This is a genomic window from Qipengyuania sp. NPDC077563 (assembly GCF_044901345.1).
GTDB lineage: Bacteria > Pseudomonadota > Alphaproteobacteria > Sphingomonadales > Sphingomonadaceae > Qipengyuania > Qipengyuania aestuarii.
Genome location: NZ_JBJDPC010000002.1, coordinates 996,246 through 1,011,950 on the forward strand (window position 1 = coordinate 996,246; position 15,705 = coordinate 1,011,950).

General features: G+C 60.2%; 15 protein-coding genes and 1 pseudogene. 7 read left to right on the forward strand and 9 right to left on the reverse strand.

Features of this window, described 5'->3' with window-relative positions:
• Positions 1–31: 31 nt before the first annotated feature.
• From ACI2I1_RS10845 to ACI2I1_RS10870, 6 genes and pseudogenes are all read right to left on the reverse strand, one after another.
• Entirely contained in the window at positions 32–343 is a 312-nt protein-coding gene (locus ACI2I1_RS10845) for an EAL domain-containing protein (RefSeq protein ID WP_404679101.1), read from the reverse strand.
• Between the two features lie 10 nt (positions 344–353).
• Positions 354–1,670: pseudogene (locus ACI2I1_RS10850) on the reverse strand (diguanylate cyclase domain-containing protein); the annotation flags it as partial.
• A 215-nt stretch (positions 1,671–1,885) separates the two neighbouring features.
• Positions 1,886–3,691 carry an acyl-CoA dehydrogenase C-terminal domain-containing protein gene (locus ACI2I1_RS10855; RefSeq protein WP_404679102.1) on the reverse strand — a complete coding sequence of 602 codons (1,806 nt, stop codon included), beginning with the start codon at positions 3,689–3,691 and terminating at the stop codon, positions 1,886–1,888.
• Between the two features lie 53 nt (positions 3,692–3,744).
• Positions 3,745–4,188, reverse strand: a complete 444-nt coding sequence (locus tag ACI2I1_RS10860) for a MerR family DNA-binding transcriptional regulator (RefSeq protein ID WP_404679103.1) — start codon at positions 4,186–4,188, stop codon at positions 3,745–3,747.
• Positions 4,189–4,220: 32 nt separating this feature from the next.
• Positions 4,221–4,595 carry a phosphoribosyl-AMP cyclohydrolase gene (gene hisI, locus ACI2I1_RS10865; protein WP_404679104.1) on the reverse strand — a complete coding sequence of 125 codons (375 nt, stop codon included), beginning with the start codon at positions 4,593–4,595 and terminating at the stop codon, positions 4,221–4,223.
• Positions 4,596–4,881: 286 nt separating this feature from the next.
• Entirely contained in the window at positions 4,882–5,694 is an 813-nt protein-coding gene (locus tag ACI2I1_RS10870; protein WP_404679173.1) for a double zinc ribbon domain-containing protein, read from the reverse strand.
• Between the two features lie 67 nt (positions 5,695–5,761).
• On the opposite strand from ACI2I1_RS10870, the gene ACI2I1_RS10875 reads away from it, so the two are divergent.
• Positions 5,762–6,520, forward strand: coding sequence for a class I SAM-dependent methyltransferase (locus tag ACI2I1_RS10875; RefSeq protein ID WP_404679105.1), 759 nt, complete (start codon positions 5,762–5,764; stop codon positions 6,518–6,520).
• On the opposite strand, the gene ppdK is transcribed toward ACI2I1_RS10875, so the two are convergent.
• The 3 genes from ppdK to ACI2I1_RS10890 form a co-directional block, all read right to left on the reverse strand.
• Positions 6,517–9,180 carry a pyruvate, phosphate dikinase gene (ppdK, locus tag ACI2I1_RS10880; RefSeq protein WP_404679106.1) on the reverse strand — a complete coding sequence of 888 codons (2,664 nt, stop codon included), beginning with the start codon at positions 9,178–9,180 and terminating at the stop codon, positions 6,517–6,519. The genes ACI2I1_RS10875 and ppdK overlap by 4 nt on opposite strands.
• A 62-nt stretch (positions 9,181–9,242) precedes the next feature.
• Positions 9,243–11,438: a glycine--tRNA ligase subunit beta gene (gene glyS / locus ACI2I1_RS10885; RefSeq protein ID WP_404679107.1), complete on the reverse strand. Its 2,196-nt coding sequence runs from the start codon at positions 11,436–11,438 to the stop codon at positions 9,243–9,245.
• Positions 11,405–12,304 (reverse strand): glycine--tRNA ligase subunit alpha, encoded by a 900-nt coding sequence (locus ACI2I1_RS10890; protein ID WP_221541520.1) that lies wholly within the window; start codon positions 12,302–12,304, stop codon positions 11,405–11,407. Before ACI2I1_RS10890 ends, glyS begins: the two co-directional genes overlap by 34 nt.
• A 194-nt stretch (positions 12,305–12,498) precedes the next feature.
• Between ACI2I1_RS10890 and ACI2I1_RS10895 the strand changes: the two genes are divergently transcribed.
• From ACI2I1_RS10895 to ACI2I1_RS10920, 6 genes are all read left to right on the forward strand, one after another.
• Positions 12,499–12,825, forward strand: a complete 327-nt coding sequence (locus ACI2I1_RS10895; protein ID WP_404679108.1) for a UrcA family protein — start codon at positions 12,499–12,501, stop codon at positions 12,823–12,825.
• A 67-nt stretch (positions 12,826–12,892) separates the two neighbouring features.
• Positions 12,893–13,162: a hypothetical protein gene (locus ACI2I1_RS10900; RefSeq protein ID WP_404679109.1), complete on the forward strand. Its 270-nt coding sequence runs from the start codon at positions 12,893–12,895 to the stop codon at positions 13,160–13,162.
• The gene (locus ACI2I1_RS10905) at positions 13,159–13,545 is read left to right on the forward strand and encodes a hypothetical protein (RefSeq protein WP_221541517.1); all 387 of its coding nucleotides are present in this window, start codon (positions 13,159–13,161) and stop codon (positions 13,543–13,545) included. The genes ACI2I1_RS10900 and ACI2I1_RS10905 overlap by 4 nt, the downstream gene beginning before the upstream one ends.
• The gene (locus ACI2I1_RS10910; protein ID WP_224811636.1) at positions 13,542–13,739 is read left to right on the forward strand and encodes a helix-turn-helix transcriptional regulator; all 198 of its coding nucleotides are present in this window, start codon (positions 13,542–13,544) and stop codon (positions 13,737–13,739) included. Before ACI2I1_RS10905 ends, ACI2I1_RS10910 begins: the two co-directional genes overlap by 4 nt.
• Positions 13,740–13,817: 78 nt before the next feature.
• Positions 13,818–14,732, forward strand: coding sequence for a TraB/GumN family protein (locus ACI2I1_RS10915; RefSeq protein WP_404679110.1), 915 nt, complete (start codon positions 13,818–13,820; stop codon positions 14,730–14,732).
• 154 nt (positions 14,733–14,886) lie between these two features.
• A complete protein-coding gene (locus tag ACI2I1_RS10920) occupies positions 14,887–15,570 on the forward strand; it encodes a 50S ribosomal protein L25/general stress protein Ctc (RefSeq protein WP_221541514.1) in 684 nt (227 codons plus the stop codon).
• Positions 15,571–15,705: the final 135 nt, after the last annotated feature.

Consider the following 15,705-nt stretch of genomic DNA (forward strand, 5'->3'; position numbering starts at 1 on the left):
TTCGAGGCCAGCTCATGAGTTGGCCTCGACTTCAACCATAATTGGCGAAAAAAGCGGCTCTCGTGAGCGGCTTGGCGAAGAGATAGCCCTGCGCCTTGTAGCAGCCCATCTCCTGTAACCGGGCGCGCTGTTCTTCTGTCTCAACACCTTCCCCAACCACTTCGATTTCCATGCACTCGGCGACGGCGATCATACCTGCGATAATCGCTTCGCTTGGCGTGTCGGTTAGGAAGTCTGCTACGAATCTCTTGTCGATCTTGATCCCTGTCAGGGGGAGTGACTGCAAGGTCGTGAGAGATGCGTAACCGGTGCCGAAATCGTCGAGCGTAATGGCCAGCATCATAGAGCGTCATGAGATGCGACAGACTTTCCTTATCGCTTCGGAGCGTCGTCTGCTCGGTGACCTCGAATTCTACGTCGCTGGGCTGTAAACCGTATTTTTCAAGTAATTGGGGTACTGAAGAGGACAGCCTATGTGACTGCGCTTGTATGGGGAAAAGGTTACACGCGACGCTCGGCAGATTTAGTCCTGCTTTGCGGCATTCCGCTATGAACCTGCATGCATCTTCGATTATCCAATCTCCGAGTTCTTGAGCAATGACATGCGTGTCCAGAAAGCCCATGAAGCTTGAGGGGCGCAGCATACCCAGGCTAGGATGGTTCCAGCGGAGGAGCGCTTCCGCGCCAATCAGTTCGGCATTCCTGATGTCGATTTGCGGTTGGAAGAGTAGCTCCCATTGGCCTTTCTCGACTGACCCCACCAAGTCAGCTTGTAATATCCTTTGCTGCGCGTGTTCGGCACGCATTTCGGCATCGAAAATCCGACGAGACTTCCCTTGCTTTTTGGCGGCAAACATCGCCAGATCGGCATGGAGCAAGAGCGTCTCGGCATCTTCATTGACTTCATCGACAACCGCACCGCCTACGCTGCCACCCACAGAGAACTGATGCTCGAATATTCGAAACTGATCAGACAAGGTTTCGAGGACTCGATCTGCCGCACTTCCGACCACTTCCTCGGTACAGGGACCAGGGATAAGAATTGCAAATTCGTCTCCCCCCATTCGCGCGATACGCCATGCAGGATCTGCATTCAGTCTCAATCTCACTGCAATGGATTGAAGGAGCGCATCGCCGGCCGGGTGGCCGAGAGAGTCATTGATGGCCTTGAAATTGTCGAGATCAATTATCAGCAGCCCCGGTGTCTCACCGTCAGCCAAAAATTCCCGGGTGGTGTTCAGGAATGCTCTAGGCGTCAGAAGCCCAGTCAATTCGTCGTGCTTCGCAAGATGTTCAAGATTCGCTTCGCGCGCGTGCCTCTCGGAAATATCCTGAATATGCGCGCCGACGATGGTTTCCCCCCGGTCCCGATGAAGGGATAGCGTCAGCTCCGCCGGAAATTCCACCCCGGACGCATGCTGAGCTATAATTTCGACCGTGTTTCCAACAAGCCTTGTTTCCCCCCCGTCGCGCATCCGCCGCATCCCCTCCTCATGCGCTCTTTGAAAGCGCTCCGGAATGATGATCGTCACGGATGATCCGACAGCCTCGTCCTTCAGATGCCCAAAAATCTTCTCGGCGGCAGAATTCCAACTGAGAATTATGCCCTCGTCATTCGTGGACAGGATAGCGAGCGGGGCGGATGCAACGAGACGCGAGAAAATGGTCACGCAGGGTATGCTTTCGGAAATGTTCCGCTCATCCGCGAGTTCCCCTACTTCATTGCCCTGAACCTAAAGCAACGAATATCTCCCAACCAGACCCTGACGCCATTACGTACTTAAGGCCGTGATCGTTCCTGTTGGAACTTCTCAAAAACCAAGGGGCGACGCTGTATAGCTACAGCGTCGCCCCTCAAAAACAATATGAAAGTGGGCCTCTAGGCTCAGGCAGCCGTCTGAAAAGCATCCTCACCCAGAGCCATCAGACTTTCGCTGCCCGCTTCAAGTTTACGGCGCAAAGCGCCAGCGTCGGGTAGATAGCGATCCATGTAATAGCGCGCTGTTGCGAGCTTCTGTTCATAGAACGCCTTGTCATCGCCTGCGCTGCCAATCTTCGTCGCAGCGACCCTGGCCATTTTCAGCCACATCAGGCCCAGCGTCACGATGCCCATGACGTGCATGTAATGATGGGCGCCTGCACCAAGATGATTGGGGTTCTGCATAGCATTCTGCATGAACCACATGGTGGCGGCCTGTTGCTGTCCGAGCGCCTTTTCGAGCTGCTCTGCCATATCCTTCAGTTCTTCGACTTCCTTGGCCGCAGCGATTTCCTCGCCGACATGCTTGAAGAAGGCCTGCACCGCAGCACCGCCCTTCTGCGCAAGCTTGCGACCGCACAGGTCCATCGCCTGAACGCCATTGGTACCTTCGTAGATTTGGGCGATCCGGGCATCGCGGACGAACTGGCTCATGCCCCATTCCTCGATGTACCCATGGCCGCCGAAGACCTGCTGCATGTTGGTAGCGACTTCATAGCCCTTGTCGGTGCCGTAGCCCTTGATAACCGGCGTCATCAGGCCGAGCAGCATGTCGGCTTCCTCGCGCTCTTCCTCGGTTTGCGCCTTGTGTGTCAGATCGACCAAAAGGCCGCCCCACAGGGCAAGCGCGCGCATTCCTTCGGTGAAGGCCTTGGCATCCATAAGCATCCGGCGAACGTCGGGATGGACGAAAATCGGATCAGCTTGCGCCTCAGGCTCTGCGGCGCCGGTGAGCGCACGGCCCTGACGACGGTCGAGCGCATAGGCTACCGCGTTCTGATAAGCGACTTCGGCCTGGCTCAGGCCCTGAATACCGACGCCGAGACGCGCTGCGTTCATCATGATGAACATGGCTGCGAGACCCTTGTTCTCTTCGCCGACCATCCAGCCTTTGGCGCCATCGTAATTGAGCACGCAGGTGGCATTGCCGTGAATGCCCATCTTCTCTTCGATCGAACCGCAGCTGACGCCATTGCGATCACCGAGCGAGCCATCGTCATTCACGAGGAATTTCGGCACGACGAAGAGCGTGATACCCTTGCTGCTGTCAGGCGCTCCAGGGGTCTTGGCAAGCACCAGATGGATGATGTTCTCGGCCATGTCGTGTTCGCCGGCGGAGATGAATATCTTCGTCCCGGTTATGGAGTAGCTGCCATCCTGCTGAGGCTCCGCCTTGGTACGGATCATGCCCAGATCGGTGCCGCACTGCGGTTCGGTCAGGTTCATCGTGCCCGTCCACTGGTTGGAGATCATCTTGGGCAGATACTTCGCCTTCTGCTCATCCGAACCCTTGGCGATAAGCGCGGAAATCGCGCCGTTGGTGAGACCCGGGTACATGCCGAAGGACTGGTTGGCGCTCGAGATGAATTCTTCCAGCACGAAGCCGAGCACGTGAGGCATGCCCTGGCCGCCAAACTCTTCGGGCGCCGCAAGTGTGCCCCACCCGGCTTCCTTGAACTGCTCGAACGCCTCTTTAAACCCCGGAGGTGTCGTGACCGAACCATCCTCATTGCGCACGCAGCCATGTTCGTCACCGATGCGGTTCAACGGGGCCAGAACTTCCGAACAGAACTTGCCACCTTCGTTGATGACAGCTTCCACGACATCTTCGGACGCCATTTCGAAGCCGGGCAGATTGCCATAGCTGCCCAGATCGAGCAGTTCGTTAATGATAAAGCGGGCGTCGCGAGCGGGGGCGTTGTAGATGGGCATTGGGTGTCCTTGGGAAAGATTGACTTTAGTCGGGCTTTAACCGGGAGGGGTCCCTAATCGAGTTGGTCTTCGACCAGATTGATGAATTCTGAAAGTTCCTTGATCGAACTGTCGATATCGGCACGCTGCGCTTTCAGCTTGGCAACATGCTTTTTGCATTTTTCGAGCGTGACCCGGCGCTGCTCCGCGCGACCGTCGTCGAGATCGTAGAGATCGATCATCTCGCGAATTTCGGTCAGCGAGAAACCGACATTCTTGGCACGCATGATCCAAGCAAGCCGCGCGCGATCCCGCTTGGAATAGATCCTTGTCAGACCAACGCGCGAAGGCGCTATAAGCCCCTCGTCCTCGTAAAAGCGCAGGGCCCGCGCAGTGCATTCAAACTCGCTGGTGAGATCCGAAATAGAAAATTGTTCACGCTCAAGCTTATCGGGGCGTTCGAGATGCGCTCCGGCATGACGACGATCGGTATCGGCATTGGTAAGCGACTGGGTCATACCCTTTTCATAGCCAAACGTTTACGTAAGCGTCAAGCCTTTACGGATTGGAGAATGCCATCATCCAGCTTACGATAGAAACAGCTTGGCGCTCCGGTATGACAGGTCGGGCCGGCCGGTTCGCAGCGAAGGACCAGCGCATCTTGGTCGCAATCGACGAGAATCTCTGCCACGTTCAGGACATTTCCGGATGTCTCGCCTTTCTTCCACAGCTTGCCTCGTGAGCGCGAATGGAAATGAGCGATGCCGGTGCGCAAAGTCGCATCGATCGCTTCCTGGTCCATGAAAGCCACCATGAGTATTTCGCCAGTGCGCACATCCTGCACGACGGCGCTGAGCAAACCTTTCTCGTCGAATTTTGGTAGGAATTCCGGACCTTTTTCCCGGTCGATCTGGGTTTTGGACACGTGCGCTCCGAAAATTGTATAGTTACGACAGTCTGTTGCACGACCGCCACAAGGTAGGGTCAAAATCAGACTTAGGCCAAGAAGGCTATTTGAGTAATGGGCTTTCTGATGAATGTAATGGCGCAGCAGGTAATGTGAAGCCTGCTAACCGGAGCATCGGTGCCAGAAGAGCGCCAGGTTCAGGGGTCCCGGATCCGCAGCCGCGAGGGGTTGTACGCGGCGCATCCGGTAACGATGAGGGATAGGACCTGATGCATGCTGGGGGGCTGCATCGCCAGGGTCCGGTTTATTTCGTCACGTGGCGCCCGGGGTCTTCGGACTCCGGGCGTTTCGTTTGTCTGGCCTGATCGAGCGCTTCGTCGAGCACGCGGGCAAAGCAGGCTACCAGCACTGTCTTCGCCCCTGCTTTCTTGAGCGCCTTCACACAGGCCGTGGTAGTGGCGCCGCTGGTCAGCACATCATCGACGAGCAGGACGTTGCGGCCAGCGATGCTCTGTTTCCGGGTAACGGCAATGGCGCCGGTGAGGACCTTTGTTCGCGCCCTCGCCCCCATGCCCCCGAGACTTGGCGTTGCCCGTGTCCGCGTCAGGCCATCGACCAGAAGCCTGCCATGCCCGGCCCTCGCCAGTTCCCTGCCCAGCAAGGCTGCCTGGTTGAACCCGCGCTGCCACAGGCGCCAGCGATGCAGCGGGACCGGGATGATCAACCGATCGTTATCGGCGGCCGGAATGCGCGCAGCGATGAGGCGCGCCAGCATCGGCGCGAGAGCGATGCGCCTGCCGTGCTTTAGCGCGAGAACGAGTTTGCGCGACACGTCGGTGTAGAGCGTACCCGCTGCAATGCCGTCATGCAGTGGCGGGTGGGCGAGGCATGGGCCGCACAGCGCACCGTGAGGTGGGCCATGATCGCCGAAGGGGCGCTGACACGCAGCGCAGGAGGGATCGCCCGGGATTACGAGCTGAAACCAGCAGGCTGCGCACAGTCCGCCCTGAGCGCCAATGGCATCGCCGCAGGCAGGACAGCGTGGCGGATACAGAAGGTCCGCGAGCGGCGATGCCCCTTCTGTCAGAGCGCGGCGGATCGTGGTTATTCTCCCCATACCGATGTGCTGCACCGCTTGCATGGTTGTGGCAAGCGCGGCAGGGGGGCCGGCATGGATATTAGCCATGGCAGATAAGGCGCCGCCCCGCATCTTCAGCCGCCAGCGCAGAATGGCCGGCTTTCGCCGCGCGATGGTCCGCCAGTCGCAGCGCGATGCGGCGCGGTACGTGCTGGACGACATGGTCGAGGATATTCTCGACCGGCTCGAATTCATGCGCTTCGAACCGGCCCGCGTGCTGGTCATGGGCGACTGGACGGGGACGCTTGCGCTGTCCTTGCGCGGCCACGGGTCCCAGGTGGACGAGGCGAATGTGCGCACGATCGACGAAGAAAAGCCGATCGAAGGTGCGCCCTACGATCTGATCGTCAGCCTGGCCTCGCTCGGCCGGGTCAACGATCTGCCAGGTGCCCTGCTCCATCTGCGCACCGCGCTGGCGGAAGGCGGGATCGTGATCGCTTCGCTGATCGGGGCCGGAAGTCTGAGCAATTTGCGCCGTGCCGTCATTGCGGCCGAGCCTGATCGCCCGGCTGCGCGCATGCATCCGCTGGTCGACAATGCCGCGGCATCGGCGCTTATGCAGCGGGCGCTGTTCAAGCGGCAGGTGGTCGACAGCCGCTCGCTCGAAGTGGCCTATCGGTCGCTCGACAGGCTGGTGTCGGACCTGCGCGACCAGGGCCTGACGTCGAGCCTGGCCAGCGCGGCGCCGCCGCTGGGGAAAGCGGCCCTGGAGCGTGCCAGGACCTCGTTCCTCACGGCCAGCAACGATCAGGACCGCGTCCTCGAAACTTTCGAGATACTGACCCTAACCGGCTGGAAAGACTAACGAAGGCTTGCCTGAGCAGCCGCAAGCCGCGCGATCGGCACACGGTAGGGCGACGCGCTGACATAATCGAGCCCGGTCTTCTCGCAGAAAGCGATGCTGGCCGGATCGCCGCCGTGTTCCCCGCAAATACCCAGCTTGATATCGCCGCGCGTCTTGCGCCCGCGTTCCGCAGCCAATTCGACCAGTTGGCCGACACCGTCGATGTCGAGGCTGACGAAGGGATCGCGCGCGAATATCCCCTTGTCGACATATTCGGTCAGGAAGCGGCCCGCATCGTCGCGGCTGACGCCCAGCGTCGTCTGCGTGAGGTCATTGGTGCCGAAGCTGAAGAATTCGCCGACTTCGGCGATTTCGCCCGCCATCAGCGCAGCGCGCGGCAGTTCGATCATCGTGCCGACCAGATAGTCGAGCGTGCGACCGGTGGCTTCGAATACTTCCGCGGCCACGCGGTCTACCACGCTCTTGAGCAGGTCGAGTTCCTTGCGAGTCGCGACCAGCGGAATCATCACTTCGGGAACCGGTGCCTCGCCGCTCGTCTTCGCAACTTCACACGCCGCTTCGAAAATGGCGCGCGCCTGCATCTCGTATATTTCGGGATAGGTGATGCCGAGACGGCAGCCGCGATGGCCGAGCATGGGATTGAATTCATGCAGTTCCGAGGCGCGCCGCTTCAGCTGATCGACGCTCTTGCCGGTGGCGGATGCCAGCTCTTCGAACTCGGCATCGCCATGCGGCAGAAATTCGTGCAGCGGCGGATCGAGCAGGCGGATGGTGCACGGCAGGCCCGTCATCACCTCGAAGATCTTCACGAAATCGGCCCGCTGTTCGGGCAGCAGTTTATCCAGCGCAGCCCGGCGACCGGCTTCCTTGTCCGCCAGGATCATCTGGCGCACGGCGCTGATGCGGTCGGCATCGAAGAACATATGCTCGGTACGGCACAGGCCGATACCTTCCGCGCCGAATTGGCGCGCCATGCGGCAATCGTTTTCGGTTTCGGCATTGGTACGAACACGCATGCGGCGATGCTTGTCAGCCCACTCCATCAGCGTGCCGAAATCTCCGGCGAGCTCGGGTTCGATGGTCGCCACCTCGCCAGCCATGATTTGCCCGTTGCCGCCATCGAGCGTGATGACGTCGCCTTCCTTAAGTTCGCGATTTCCGATGGTTAAGGTGCGGCCTTCCCGCGCAATCGAAACTTGCGAAGCGCCCGAGACGCAGGGCCGCCCCATGCCGCGTGCCACCACGGCGGCGTGGCTGGTCATCCCGCCGCGCGCCGTCAGAATGCCAGTGGCGGCGTGCATGCCGTGAATGTCTTCCGGGCTGGTCTCGACGCGGACGAGAATGACTTTCTCGCCCCGCCCTGCCCAAAGCTCCGCCGTATCGGCATCGAGCACGATCTTTCCGCTCGCCGCGCCCGGCGATGCCGGGAGCCCGGTGGTCAGCACATCGCGCGGTGCATCGGGATCGAGCGTGGGGTGCAGCAGCTGATCCAATGCCATCGGATCGACGCGGCAGATCGCGGTCTTCTCGTCGATCAGCCCCTCGCCCACCATGTCCACCGCCAGCTTGAGCGCGGCCTTGGCCGTGCGCTTCCCGTTTCGGGTTTGCAGCAGCCACAGCTTGCCCTGCTGCACGGTGAACTCGATGTCCTGCATGTCCTTGTAATGCTTTTCGAGCAGGTCGAAGAGATGCGCCAATTCGGCAAAGGCTTCGGGCATGGCTTCTTCCATGCTCGACTTGTCCGCCCCTGACGCCTCGCGCGCCGCTTTCGTCAGATACTGTGGTGTGCGGATGCCCGCCACCACGTCCTCGCCCTGCGCATTGACCAGCCATTCGCCGTAATAGGCTTTCTCGCCGGTCGAAGGATCGCGGGTGAAGGCAACGCCCGTGGCGCTGGTGTCGCCCATGTTGCCGAAAACCATCGCCTGCACATTGACGGCCGTGCCCATGTCATGAGGGATGTCGTTCAGCCGGCGGTAGATCTTGGCCCGCTCGGTATCCCAGCTGTCGAACACGGCGCTGATGGCGCCCCATAGCTGTTCGGCCGGGTCCTGCGGGAAAGGCTTGCCCAGTTCCTGCTCGACGATGGATTTGTATTCGGCAACCAGCGTCTTCCACTCTTCGGCGCTGAGTTCCGTATCGGCGTAATAGCCATTGTCTTCCTTGGCTATTTCGAGCGCTTCCTCAAACAGGCCGTGATCGACGCCGAGCACCACATCCCCATACATCTGGATGAAACGGCGATAGCTGTCCCAGGCGAAGCGTTCGTCGCCGCTGGTCCGGGCAAGGCCCTGCACCGTCTCGTCATTCAGGCCGAGGTTGAGAACGGTGTCCATCATGCCGGGCATTGACACGGCCGCGCCCGAACGGACCGAGACCAGAAGCGGATCGGCGGCGTTGCCGAAGCCCTTGCCCACCGTCTTCTCGACATGGGTCAGTGCGGCCATCACGTCGCTGCGCAGTTTCTCGGAGAAATCGCTGCCGCCCGCGAGATATTTCAGGCATTCTTCGGTCGCGATGGTGAAGCCGGGAGGAACCGGGAGGCCGATGCTGGCCATCTCTGCAAGATTGGCCCCCTTGCCGCCCGTGACGGTCTTGTCCTTCTGCCTTGCATTCGTATGCGGAGCATTTCCGCCGAAGGTGAAGACTGTATCGTTCATATTCATCCCGGTCTATCTGAAGCAAGTTGACACAGTTGACAGTGTCTTAAGGTAGAAATCGGCTATCCCTCGATGCGAGAGAAGTCCGCAACTTTGTGCACTGCAGTACGGAAAGCTGCAAGCAGGTCCAAACGATGTGCCCGCTTGTTTTCTTCCTCCGCATTTACCGTCACTTCATCGAAGAAGCGATCAATAGGCGCGCGCAGAATGGCGAGCGCGGCCATGGCCGCGGAAAAATCTTCCGCTGCGATAGCCTTGGCCGCGGCGGGTTCTGCAGTGGCGAGAGCATCCATCAGCGCCTTTTCCGCCGGTTCGGGCGTGTAGGAAAGTTCTTTCGCATGCCGCTCCGACATTTTGGCGTCGATCACGGCTTTCATGTCGGGATCGTCGACGAGCGCGAGCGGATCTTCTTCGCCGGTGCGGGCGATTTCGCTTTCCGCACCGTGCCAGTCTTCCTTCTTGAGGATATTGGCGGCGCGCTTGTAACCCGCGAGGAGGTTAGCGCCGTCTTCGGTGCCGAGGAAGTTGGTGAGCGCCCTCGCCCGGCTTTCGACGCGGTCCACCCTCATGTCGGGCCGACCCTGCCAGCTGCGGGACGCCTGAATATAGTCATGCCGCACACCTTCATCGCGCATCTGCACCGCAAGTCGGTCTAACAGAAACTCGCCCAGTTTCTCTGGCAGGCCTGCTACCCGCTGGCTGGCCCAGGCGTGGACCACTTGATCCAGCTCCAGCTTCAGCTCGTTCGCCTGAACAAGCCTAAGATAGCCGAGCGCGGCCCGGCGCAATGCGAAGGGATCCTTCGATCCGGTCGGAAGGATGCCGATGCGAAAGAAGCTGAGAAGATTGTCGAGCTTGTCCGCAAGACTGACTGCGACCGTTGTCGGCGCAGTCGGCACCTCGTCGCTTGCCCCGACGGGTTTGTAATGGTCGCGAATGGCCTCGGACACTTCCACCGGGAGACCCTCGGCCTTGGCGTAATAACCGCCCATCAGACCCTGCAGTTCGGGGAACTCGCCAACCATTTCGGTCACGAGATCGGCCTTGCTCAGTTCAGCGGCCTGCCGTGCGAGCTTATGATCGCCGTTCGGTGCTTTGGCATCGAATACCAGCCAATCAGCCAGCTTCGCCACGCGGTCGACCTTCTCGGCGACCGTGCCCAGCTTCTCGTGGAAGGTGATGCGCTCGAGCCCCTTGGCGTGCTGGGCGAGCGTTTTCTTGCGGTCGACGTCCCAGAAGAAGCGCGCGTCGGAAAGGCGGGCTGCGAGGACCTTGCGGTTGCCGTCGACCACCCGTGCGCCGCCGTCTTCCGCCTCGATATTGGCGGTGCAGATGAAGGCATTGGCGAGCTTGCCTGCCTCGTCTTCGCAGACGAAATACTTTTGGTTCACGCGGGCGGTGAGCTGGATCGTCTCGGGCGGAACTTCGAGGAAATCCTCCTCGAACCGGCCGAGCAGCGGAACGGGCCATTCGGTGAGTCCGGCGTTCTCGATCACCAGGCCTTCGTCCTCGACCAGCTTGAGACCGGCTTCGGTAGCGACCTTGGCCGCCCCCTGACGGATGAGGTCCTGCCGTTCCTCGTGGTCCACGATGACATGGGCTGCGCGCAGCTTCACCGCGTAATCGTCGGCATTGCCCACGGTAATGTCGCCCGAATGGTGGAAGCGATGGCCGAGCGTGACCGCTCCGCTGGTGACGCCGTGCACCTCGCATTCGACCACCCCGTCACCCAGCAGCGCGACGATGCCCGACAGCGGGCGCACCCAGCGAAGGCTCTCGGTGCTGATCGAGGCAGCTCCCCAGCGCATCGACTTGGGCCAGCTGAAGTCGCGGATGATCGCAGGGATCGCATCGGCCAGCAGGTCACGCGCCGCGCGGCCGGGCACGTTCTTGACGGCGAAATAGGTCTCGCGGCCTTTCACGTCGCGAATCTCTAGATCGGCCTTGTCCACGCCAGCCTTGCGGCAGAAACCATCGAGCGCCTGATCGGGCGCGCCGACGGGCGGGCCTTTCAGTTCCTCGCTGACCGCGTCGATGGCTTGCGGAAGATCGCGCGCGATCAGCGCGAGACGACGCGGGGTGGACCAGACGGTGATCGCGCCCGTGGTGACGCCTGCCGCGTCCATCTCGCGTCGGAAAAGCTTTTCGAGTTCGGCGCGCGCTCCTGCCTGCATACGGGCGGGGATTTCTTCGCTGCGCAGTTCGAGGAGGAAGTCGGACCCGCTCATTTCGACCACTCCGGATATTTCTCGGCCCATGCGGGCGCTTCCTTTTCCATATGCGCTTCGCACGACCCGCGCGCGAGGTCGCGGACGCGGCCCATGTAACTGGCGCGTTCCTGCACGCTGATCACGCCGCGGGCCTGAAGGAGGTTGAAGATGTGGCTCGCCTCGACCGCCTGTTCATACGCAGCGATGGGGACGTTATGCGCCAGCGCGTTCTTGCATTCGGCCTCGGCCTTGTTGAACAGATCGAACAGGGCGTCGGTCTCGGCGACCTCGAAATTCCATTTCGACATCTGTTTCTCGTTTTCGAGGAACACCTCGCCATAGGAAACGCCGCGGTCGTTGAAGGCGAGATCGTAGACGCTGTCGACGCCCTGGATATACATCGCCAGGCGTTCGAGGCCGTAGGTCAGTTCGCCCGCGACCGGCTTGCAGTCGAAGCCGCCCATCTGCTGGAAATAGGTGAACTGGGTGACTTCCATGCCGTCGCACCAGACTTCCCAGCCCAGCCCCCAGGCGCCGAGCGTCGGGCTTTCCCAGTCGTCTTCCACGAAGCGGATGTCGTGCTTCAGCGGATCGATGCCGATGACCGACAGGCTCTTGAGATAGAGGTCCTGGATGTCGGGCGGGCTCGGCTTCAGGATCACCTGATACTGGTAATAGTGCTGCAGCCGGTTGGGGTTCTCGCCATAGCGACCGTCGGTCGGGCGGCGGCAGGGCTGCACGAAGGCCGCGTTCCACGGCTCGGGCCCAAGCGCGCGGAGCGTAGTGGCGGTATGGAAGGTGCCCGCGCCCATACGCATGTCATAGGGCTGCAGGATGAGGCACCCGTTCGCGCTCCAGAAATCGTGCAGCGCAAGGATCATGTCCTGGAAGGATTTTTGCGGATTACGGTCCATGCGCGGCGCAATGGCCGATGCATAAAAAACCGTCAATGGCGCACCGCCCATATGGTGCGAATGACAGGTCATCAAAACTTTTTGTCAGGTTGTGTTGACATAGTCAGCGAATCAAGACATAAAGTCAGCACAACCTGACACGAAGGAAGGTTGACCTAACCAACTGGACCCTACATCCAAGCTGGAGATTTGACATGAACAAGACTTTCGCACTCGTCGCCGCTGCCCTTGCAATCGTTGCTACTCCTGCAGCTGCCCAGACCGAAAACTTCGCCTCCATCACCGTGAAGACTGCCGATCTCAACCTTGTATCCGCCGCCGATCAGTCCCGCCTTGCAGGCCGTATCGACCGCGAAATTCGCAAGGCCTGCCGTCTGGGCGGCAAGGGACTTGAAGTGATGCGGGCCGAAGCGGATTGCCGCGCGGATCTTCGCGAAGCGGCCACAAGCGAAATCGAGATCGCAATCGGCAAGGCCCGCACCGAACGCCTCGCCAGCAATGGTATCGACAACCAGGGCTGAGCCACTTTGTCGGGGCGCTCTCCCCAAGAGGCGCTCCGGCACCCTCCCGACCCAAGCGGATTAGATCATGAAGGAACGCCCCCTGACCAAACGCGAAAAAGCGGTCCGCCGCCACAATGTTGCGAGCTTGATCGCCTTCGTCTCGTTGGTGACCACCGGGATCGGGTCGTTGTTTGCCGACTTGCTATCCCAACCAATTTTCGTCGTTGCTTTCATCTCAATGTTCTTGGCGATCCTGGTGATATTCGCCGCGCGGAACGACGCTGAGTACATCGCTACGATATGGCAAACCGGAACTAGCGCTGCTTTGGAACATGCTTCCGGTATAGCATTATGAACACCAACAAACCGGCCATCTCGAAGAAATCCGGTGCCGACAGGTTCTTTGTGAGCCATCTCGTTATCGGTGCATCGGTCGCTCTCCTGTGGCTCGGTTACATCTGGCCGCTCCCCGACTTTCTGAGCGGGCTTGCCGCTGGCCTGATCGTAAGTGCGGCCATTATCATGTTTATTCATCGCAACCGGGACGAATACACGCTGGCGATATGGCACGCCGGCACTGCTGCCGGCTTCGCTACCACCGTCTTCTGGCTCGCGTTCAATGCACTGCTGTCTGCCTTGGACACTTTTGATTTCAGCGATGCCCGCTTGCCTGCGCTTCTAAGCGTCACGGCCTATCTCGCGACCGTCACGATCAAAATGATCGGAGGCAGACATTGAAGAACCGCCTCAAGGTCCTGCGCGCCGAGCGTGACTGGAGCCAGGCCGAACTGGGGAGCCGTCTCGACGTCTCGCGGCAGGCCGTGAACGCTATCGAGACCGGCAAGCACGATCCTTCCCTTCCACTCGCCTTCCGCATTGCGCGGCTGTTCGACATGGCAATCGAGGAAATTTTCGATGACGGTGAAGACTAGATAGCCGAGCTCATTGTCGCCGCTGACGCATCTCATGCCAACCTTTGGCAAACCCAACCCGACGAAAGAGAACATTCAATGAAACGCTTCCTACTTGCTTCATGCACCGGCATCGCCCTGGCCCTTGGCGGCTGCGCCACGGCCGGCGCTCAGGACACCGAGACCGTGACGGCCACCGCGTCTGTGCCGTCTTCCGGCCCCGCCCTGTGGAAGGTCGCCGACGAAGACACCACCATCTATCTGTTCGGCACCGTTCATGTCCTGCCCACCGATGTTGAATGGTATGATGAGGACATTGCTGCCGCTCTCGAAAGCGCTGACACGCTGGTTACGGAAATTCCCGCAGATGCGATGAGCGATCCCGCGCTTCAGGGTGCCATCATGCAGAAGGCCATGCTGCCCGAAGGTCAGACCCTGCGCGCCATGCTGTCCGACGAAGATCGCGCCGTCTATGAAACCGCGCTCGGCAAGGTGGGCCTGCCGCCGCAGGCATTCGACCGTTTCGAACCCTGGTTTGCCGGGATGACTCTTTCGGTCCTCCCGCTGGTACAGAAGGGTTACGATCCGGAAAGCGGCGTGGAGAAGGTCGTCGAAGCGGCCGCTGCCAAGACCGCCCGGCGCGCTGCGCTGGAGACCGTGGGTCAGCAGATCGATTTCTTCGACACTCTGCCCGTCGATAGCCAGACGGAATTCCTCATGGCTCTCGCCCGCGATATGGACGGCATGGTCGCGATGATGGACGAAATGGTCGCCGAATGGCTTGAAGGCGATGCCGACGGGCTGGCTGAAATAATGAATCGCACGATGACCGACCCCGCGGTCGCTGCTGCGCTGCTCTACAATCGCAACGAGCGTTGGGCGGAATGGATCGACGAGCGTCTCGATCAGCCGGGCGCGGTATTCGTCGCGGTCGGCGCGGGTCATCTTGCCGGACAAAAGAGTGTGCAGGATTACCTTCGTTCGCGCGATATCGAAGTCACGCGCGTCCAGTAAGGCCAGAGAAGCCGGCAGGCCATCCCGCTCGATCGGGCTGGCTTGCCGCTTGCTTTTCCTGTCACCCACGCTATAGGCGGGCGCTTCGGCGTCATGGTCATCCCTGGAGGCGTGGCGGACCGAATATATCAAACGCATTCGAAAGGTAAGCGACATGAGCGATGCTCTGACACTTCCGGCCGAGACGCGCGAACGGGCTGGCAAGGGAGCCTCCCGTGCACTGCGTCGCGAAGGCCGTGTCCCCGCCGTGATCTATGGCGGCAAGGAAGAACCCACGATGATCCACGTGGAATTGAAGGAGCTGCTCAAGCAGCTCGACACCGGCCACTTCATGAACTCGATCGTCGAGATCGAACTGAATGGCAAGAAGGTGAAGACAATTCCCAAGGACGTGTCGCTTCACCCGGTCAAGGACCGTCCCGAGCATGTCGACTTCTTCCGTCTTGCCAAGGGCGGCAAGATCGAAGTCCAGGTTCCGGTGGTCTTCACCAATGAAGAAGCCAGCCCGGGCCTCAAGAAGGGCGGCGTTCTGAACGTGGTCCGTCACGAGCTGGAACTGGTCTGCGACAACGACAAGATCCCCGGCGAAATCGAAATCGATGTCACCGGCAAGGAAGTCGGCGATTCGATCCACATTAGCGAAGTTACGCTTCCGGCCGGTGCAGAAAGCGCCATCACCGATCGCGACTTCACCATCGCAACCCTCGTCGCTCCGTCGGCGCTCAAGAAGAGCGAAGATGAGCAGACCGGTGCCGATATGGAACCGGGCGAAACCGCCGCGACCGAACAGGGTCCGGACGACGATGCTGCCGAGGAACAGGAAGAAAAGAGCGAATAAGCTCCTTTTTCTCACCAGATCACCAAGGCGCCGGTCTCGAAAGAGGCCGGCGTTCTTGCTTCTGACACGGTTAATTAGGTGCTAACGGCAAATCGATATTGAAAATTGATGCAATTGCGGCAAACCACGGACCAA

Coding starts and splice junctions, on each gene's coding strand:
- ACI2I1_RS10890 (WP_221541520.1), bottom strand. CDS start 12,304: ATGGACCGTAATCCGCAAAAATCCTTCCAGGACATGATCCTTGCGCTG.
- ppdK (WP_404679106.1), bottom strand. CDS start 9,180: ATGAACGATACAGTCTTCACCTTCGGCGGAAATGCTCCGCATACGAAT.
- ACI2I1_RS10855 (WP_404679102.1), bottom strand. CDS start 3,691: ATGCCCATCTACAACGCCCCCGCTCGCGACGCCCGCTTTATCATTAAC.
- glyS (WP_404679107.1), bottom strand. CDS start 11,438: ATGGGCCGAGAAATATCCGGAGTGGTCGAAATGAGCGGGTCCGACTTC.
- ACI2I1_RS10900 (WP_404679109.1), top strand. CDS start 12,893: ATGAAGGAACGCCCCCTGACCAAACGCGAAAAAGCGGTCCGCCGCCAC.
- ACI2I1_RS10875 (WP_404679105.1), top strand. CDS start 5,762: ATGGCAGATAAGGCGCCGCCCCGCATCTTCAGCCGCCAGCGCAGAATG.
- ACI2I1_RS10860 (WP_404679103.1), bottom strand. CDS start 4,188: ATGACCCAGTCGCTTACCAATGCCGATACCGATCGTCGTCATGCCGGA.
- ACI2I1_RS10845 (WP_404679101.1), bottom strand. CDS start 343: ATGATGCTGGCCATTACGCTCGACGATTTCGGCACCGGTTACGCATCT.
- ACI2I1_RS10905 (WP_221541517.1), top strand. CDS start 13,159: ATGAACACCAACAAACCGGCCATCTCGAAGAAATCCGGTGCCGACAGG.
- ACI2I1_RS10915 (WP_404679110.1), top strand. CDS start 13,818: ATGAAACGCTTCCTACTTGCTTCATGCACCGGCATCGCCCTGGCCCTT.
- ACI2I1_RS10870 (WP_404679173.1), bottom strand. CDS start 5,694: ATGGGGAGAATAACCACGATCCGCCGCGCTCTGACAGAAGGGGCATCG.
- ACI2I1_RS10920 (WP_221541514.1), top strand. CDS start 14,887: ATGAGCGATGCTCTGACACTTCCGGCCGAGACGCGCGAACGGGCTGGC.
- ACI2I1_RS10895 (WP_404679108.1), top strand. CDS start 12,499: ATGAACAAGACTTTCGCACTCGTCGCCGCTGCCCTTGCAATCGTTGCT.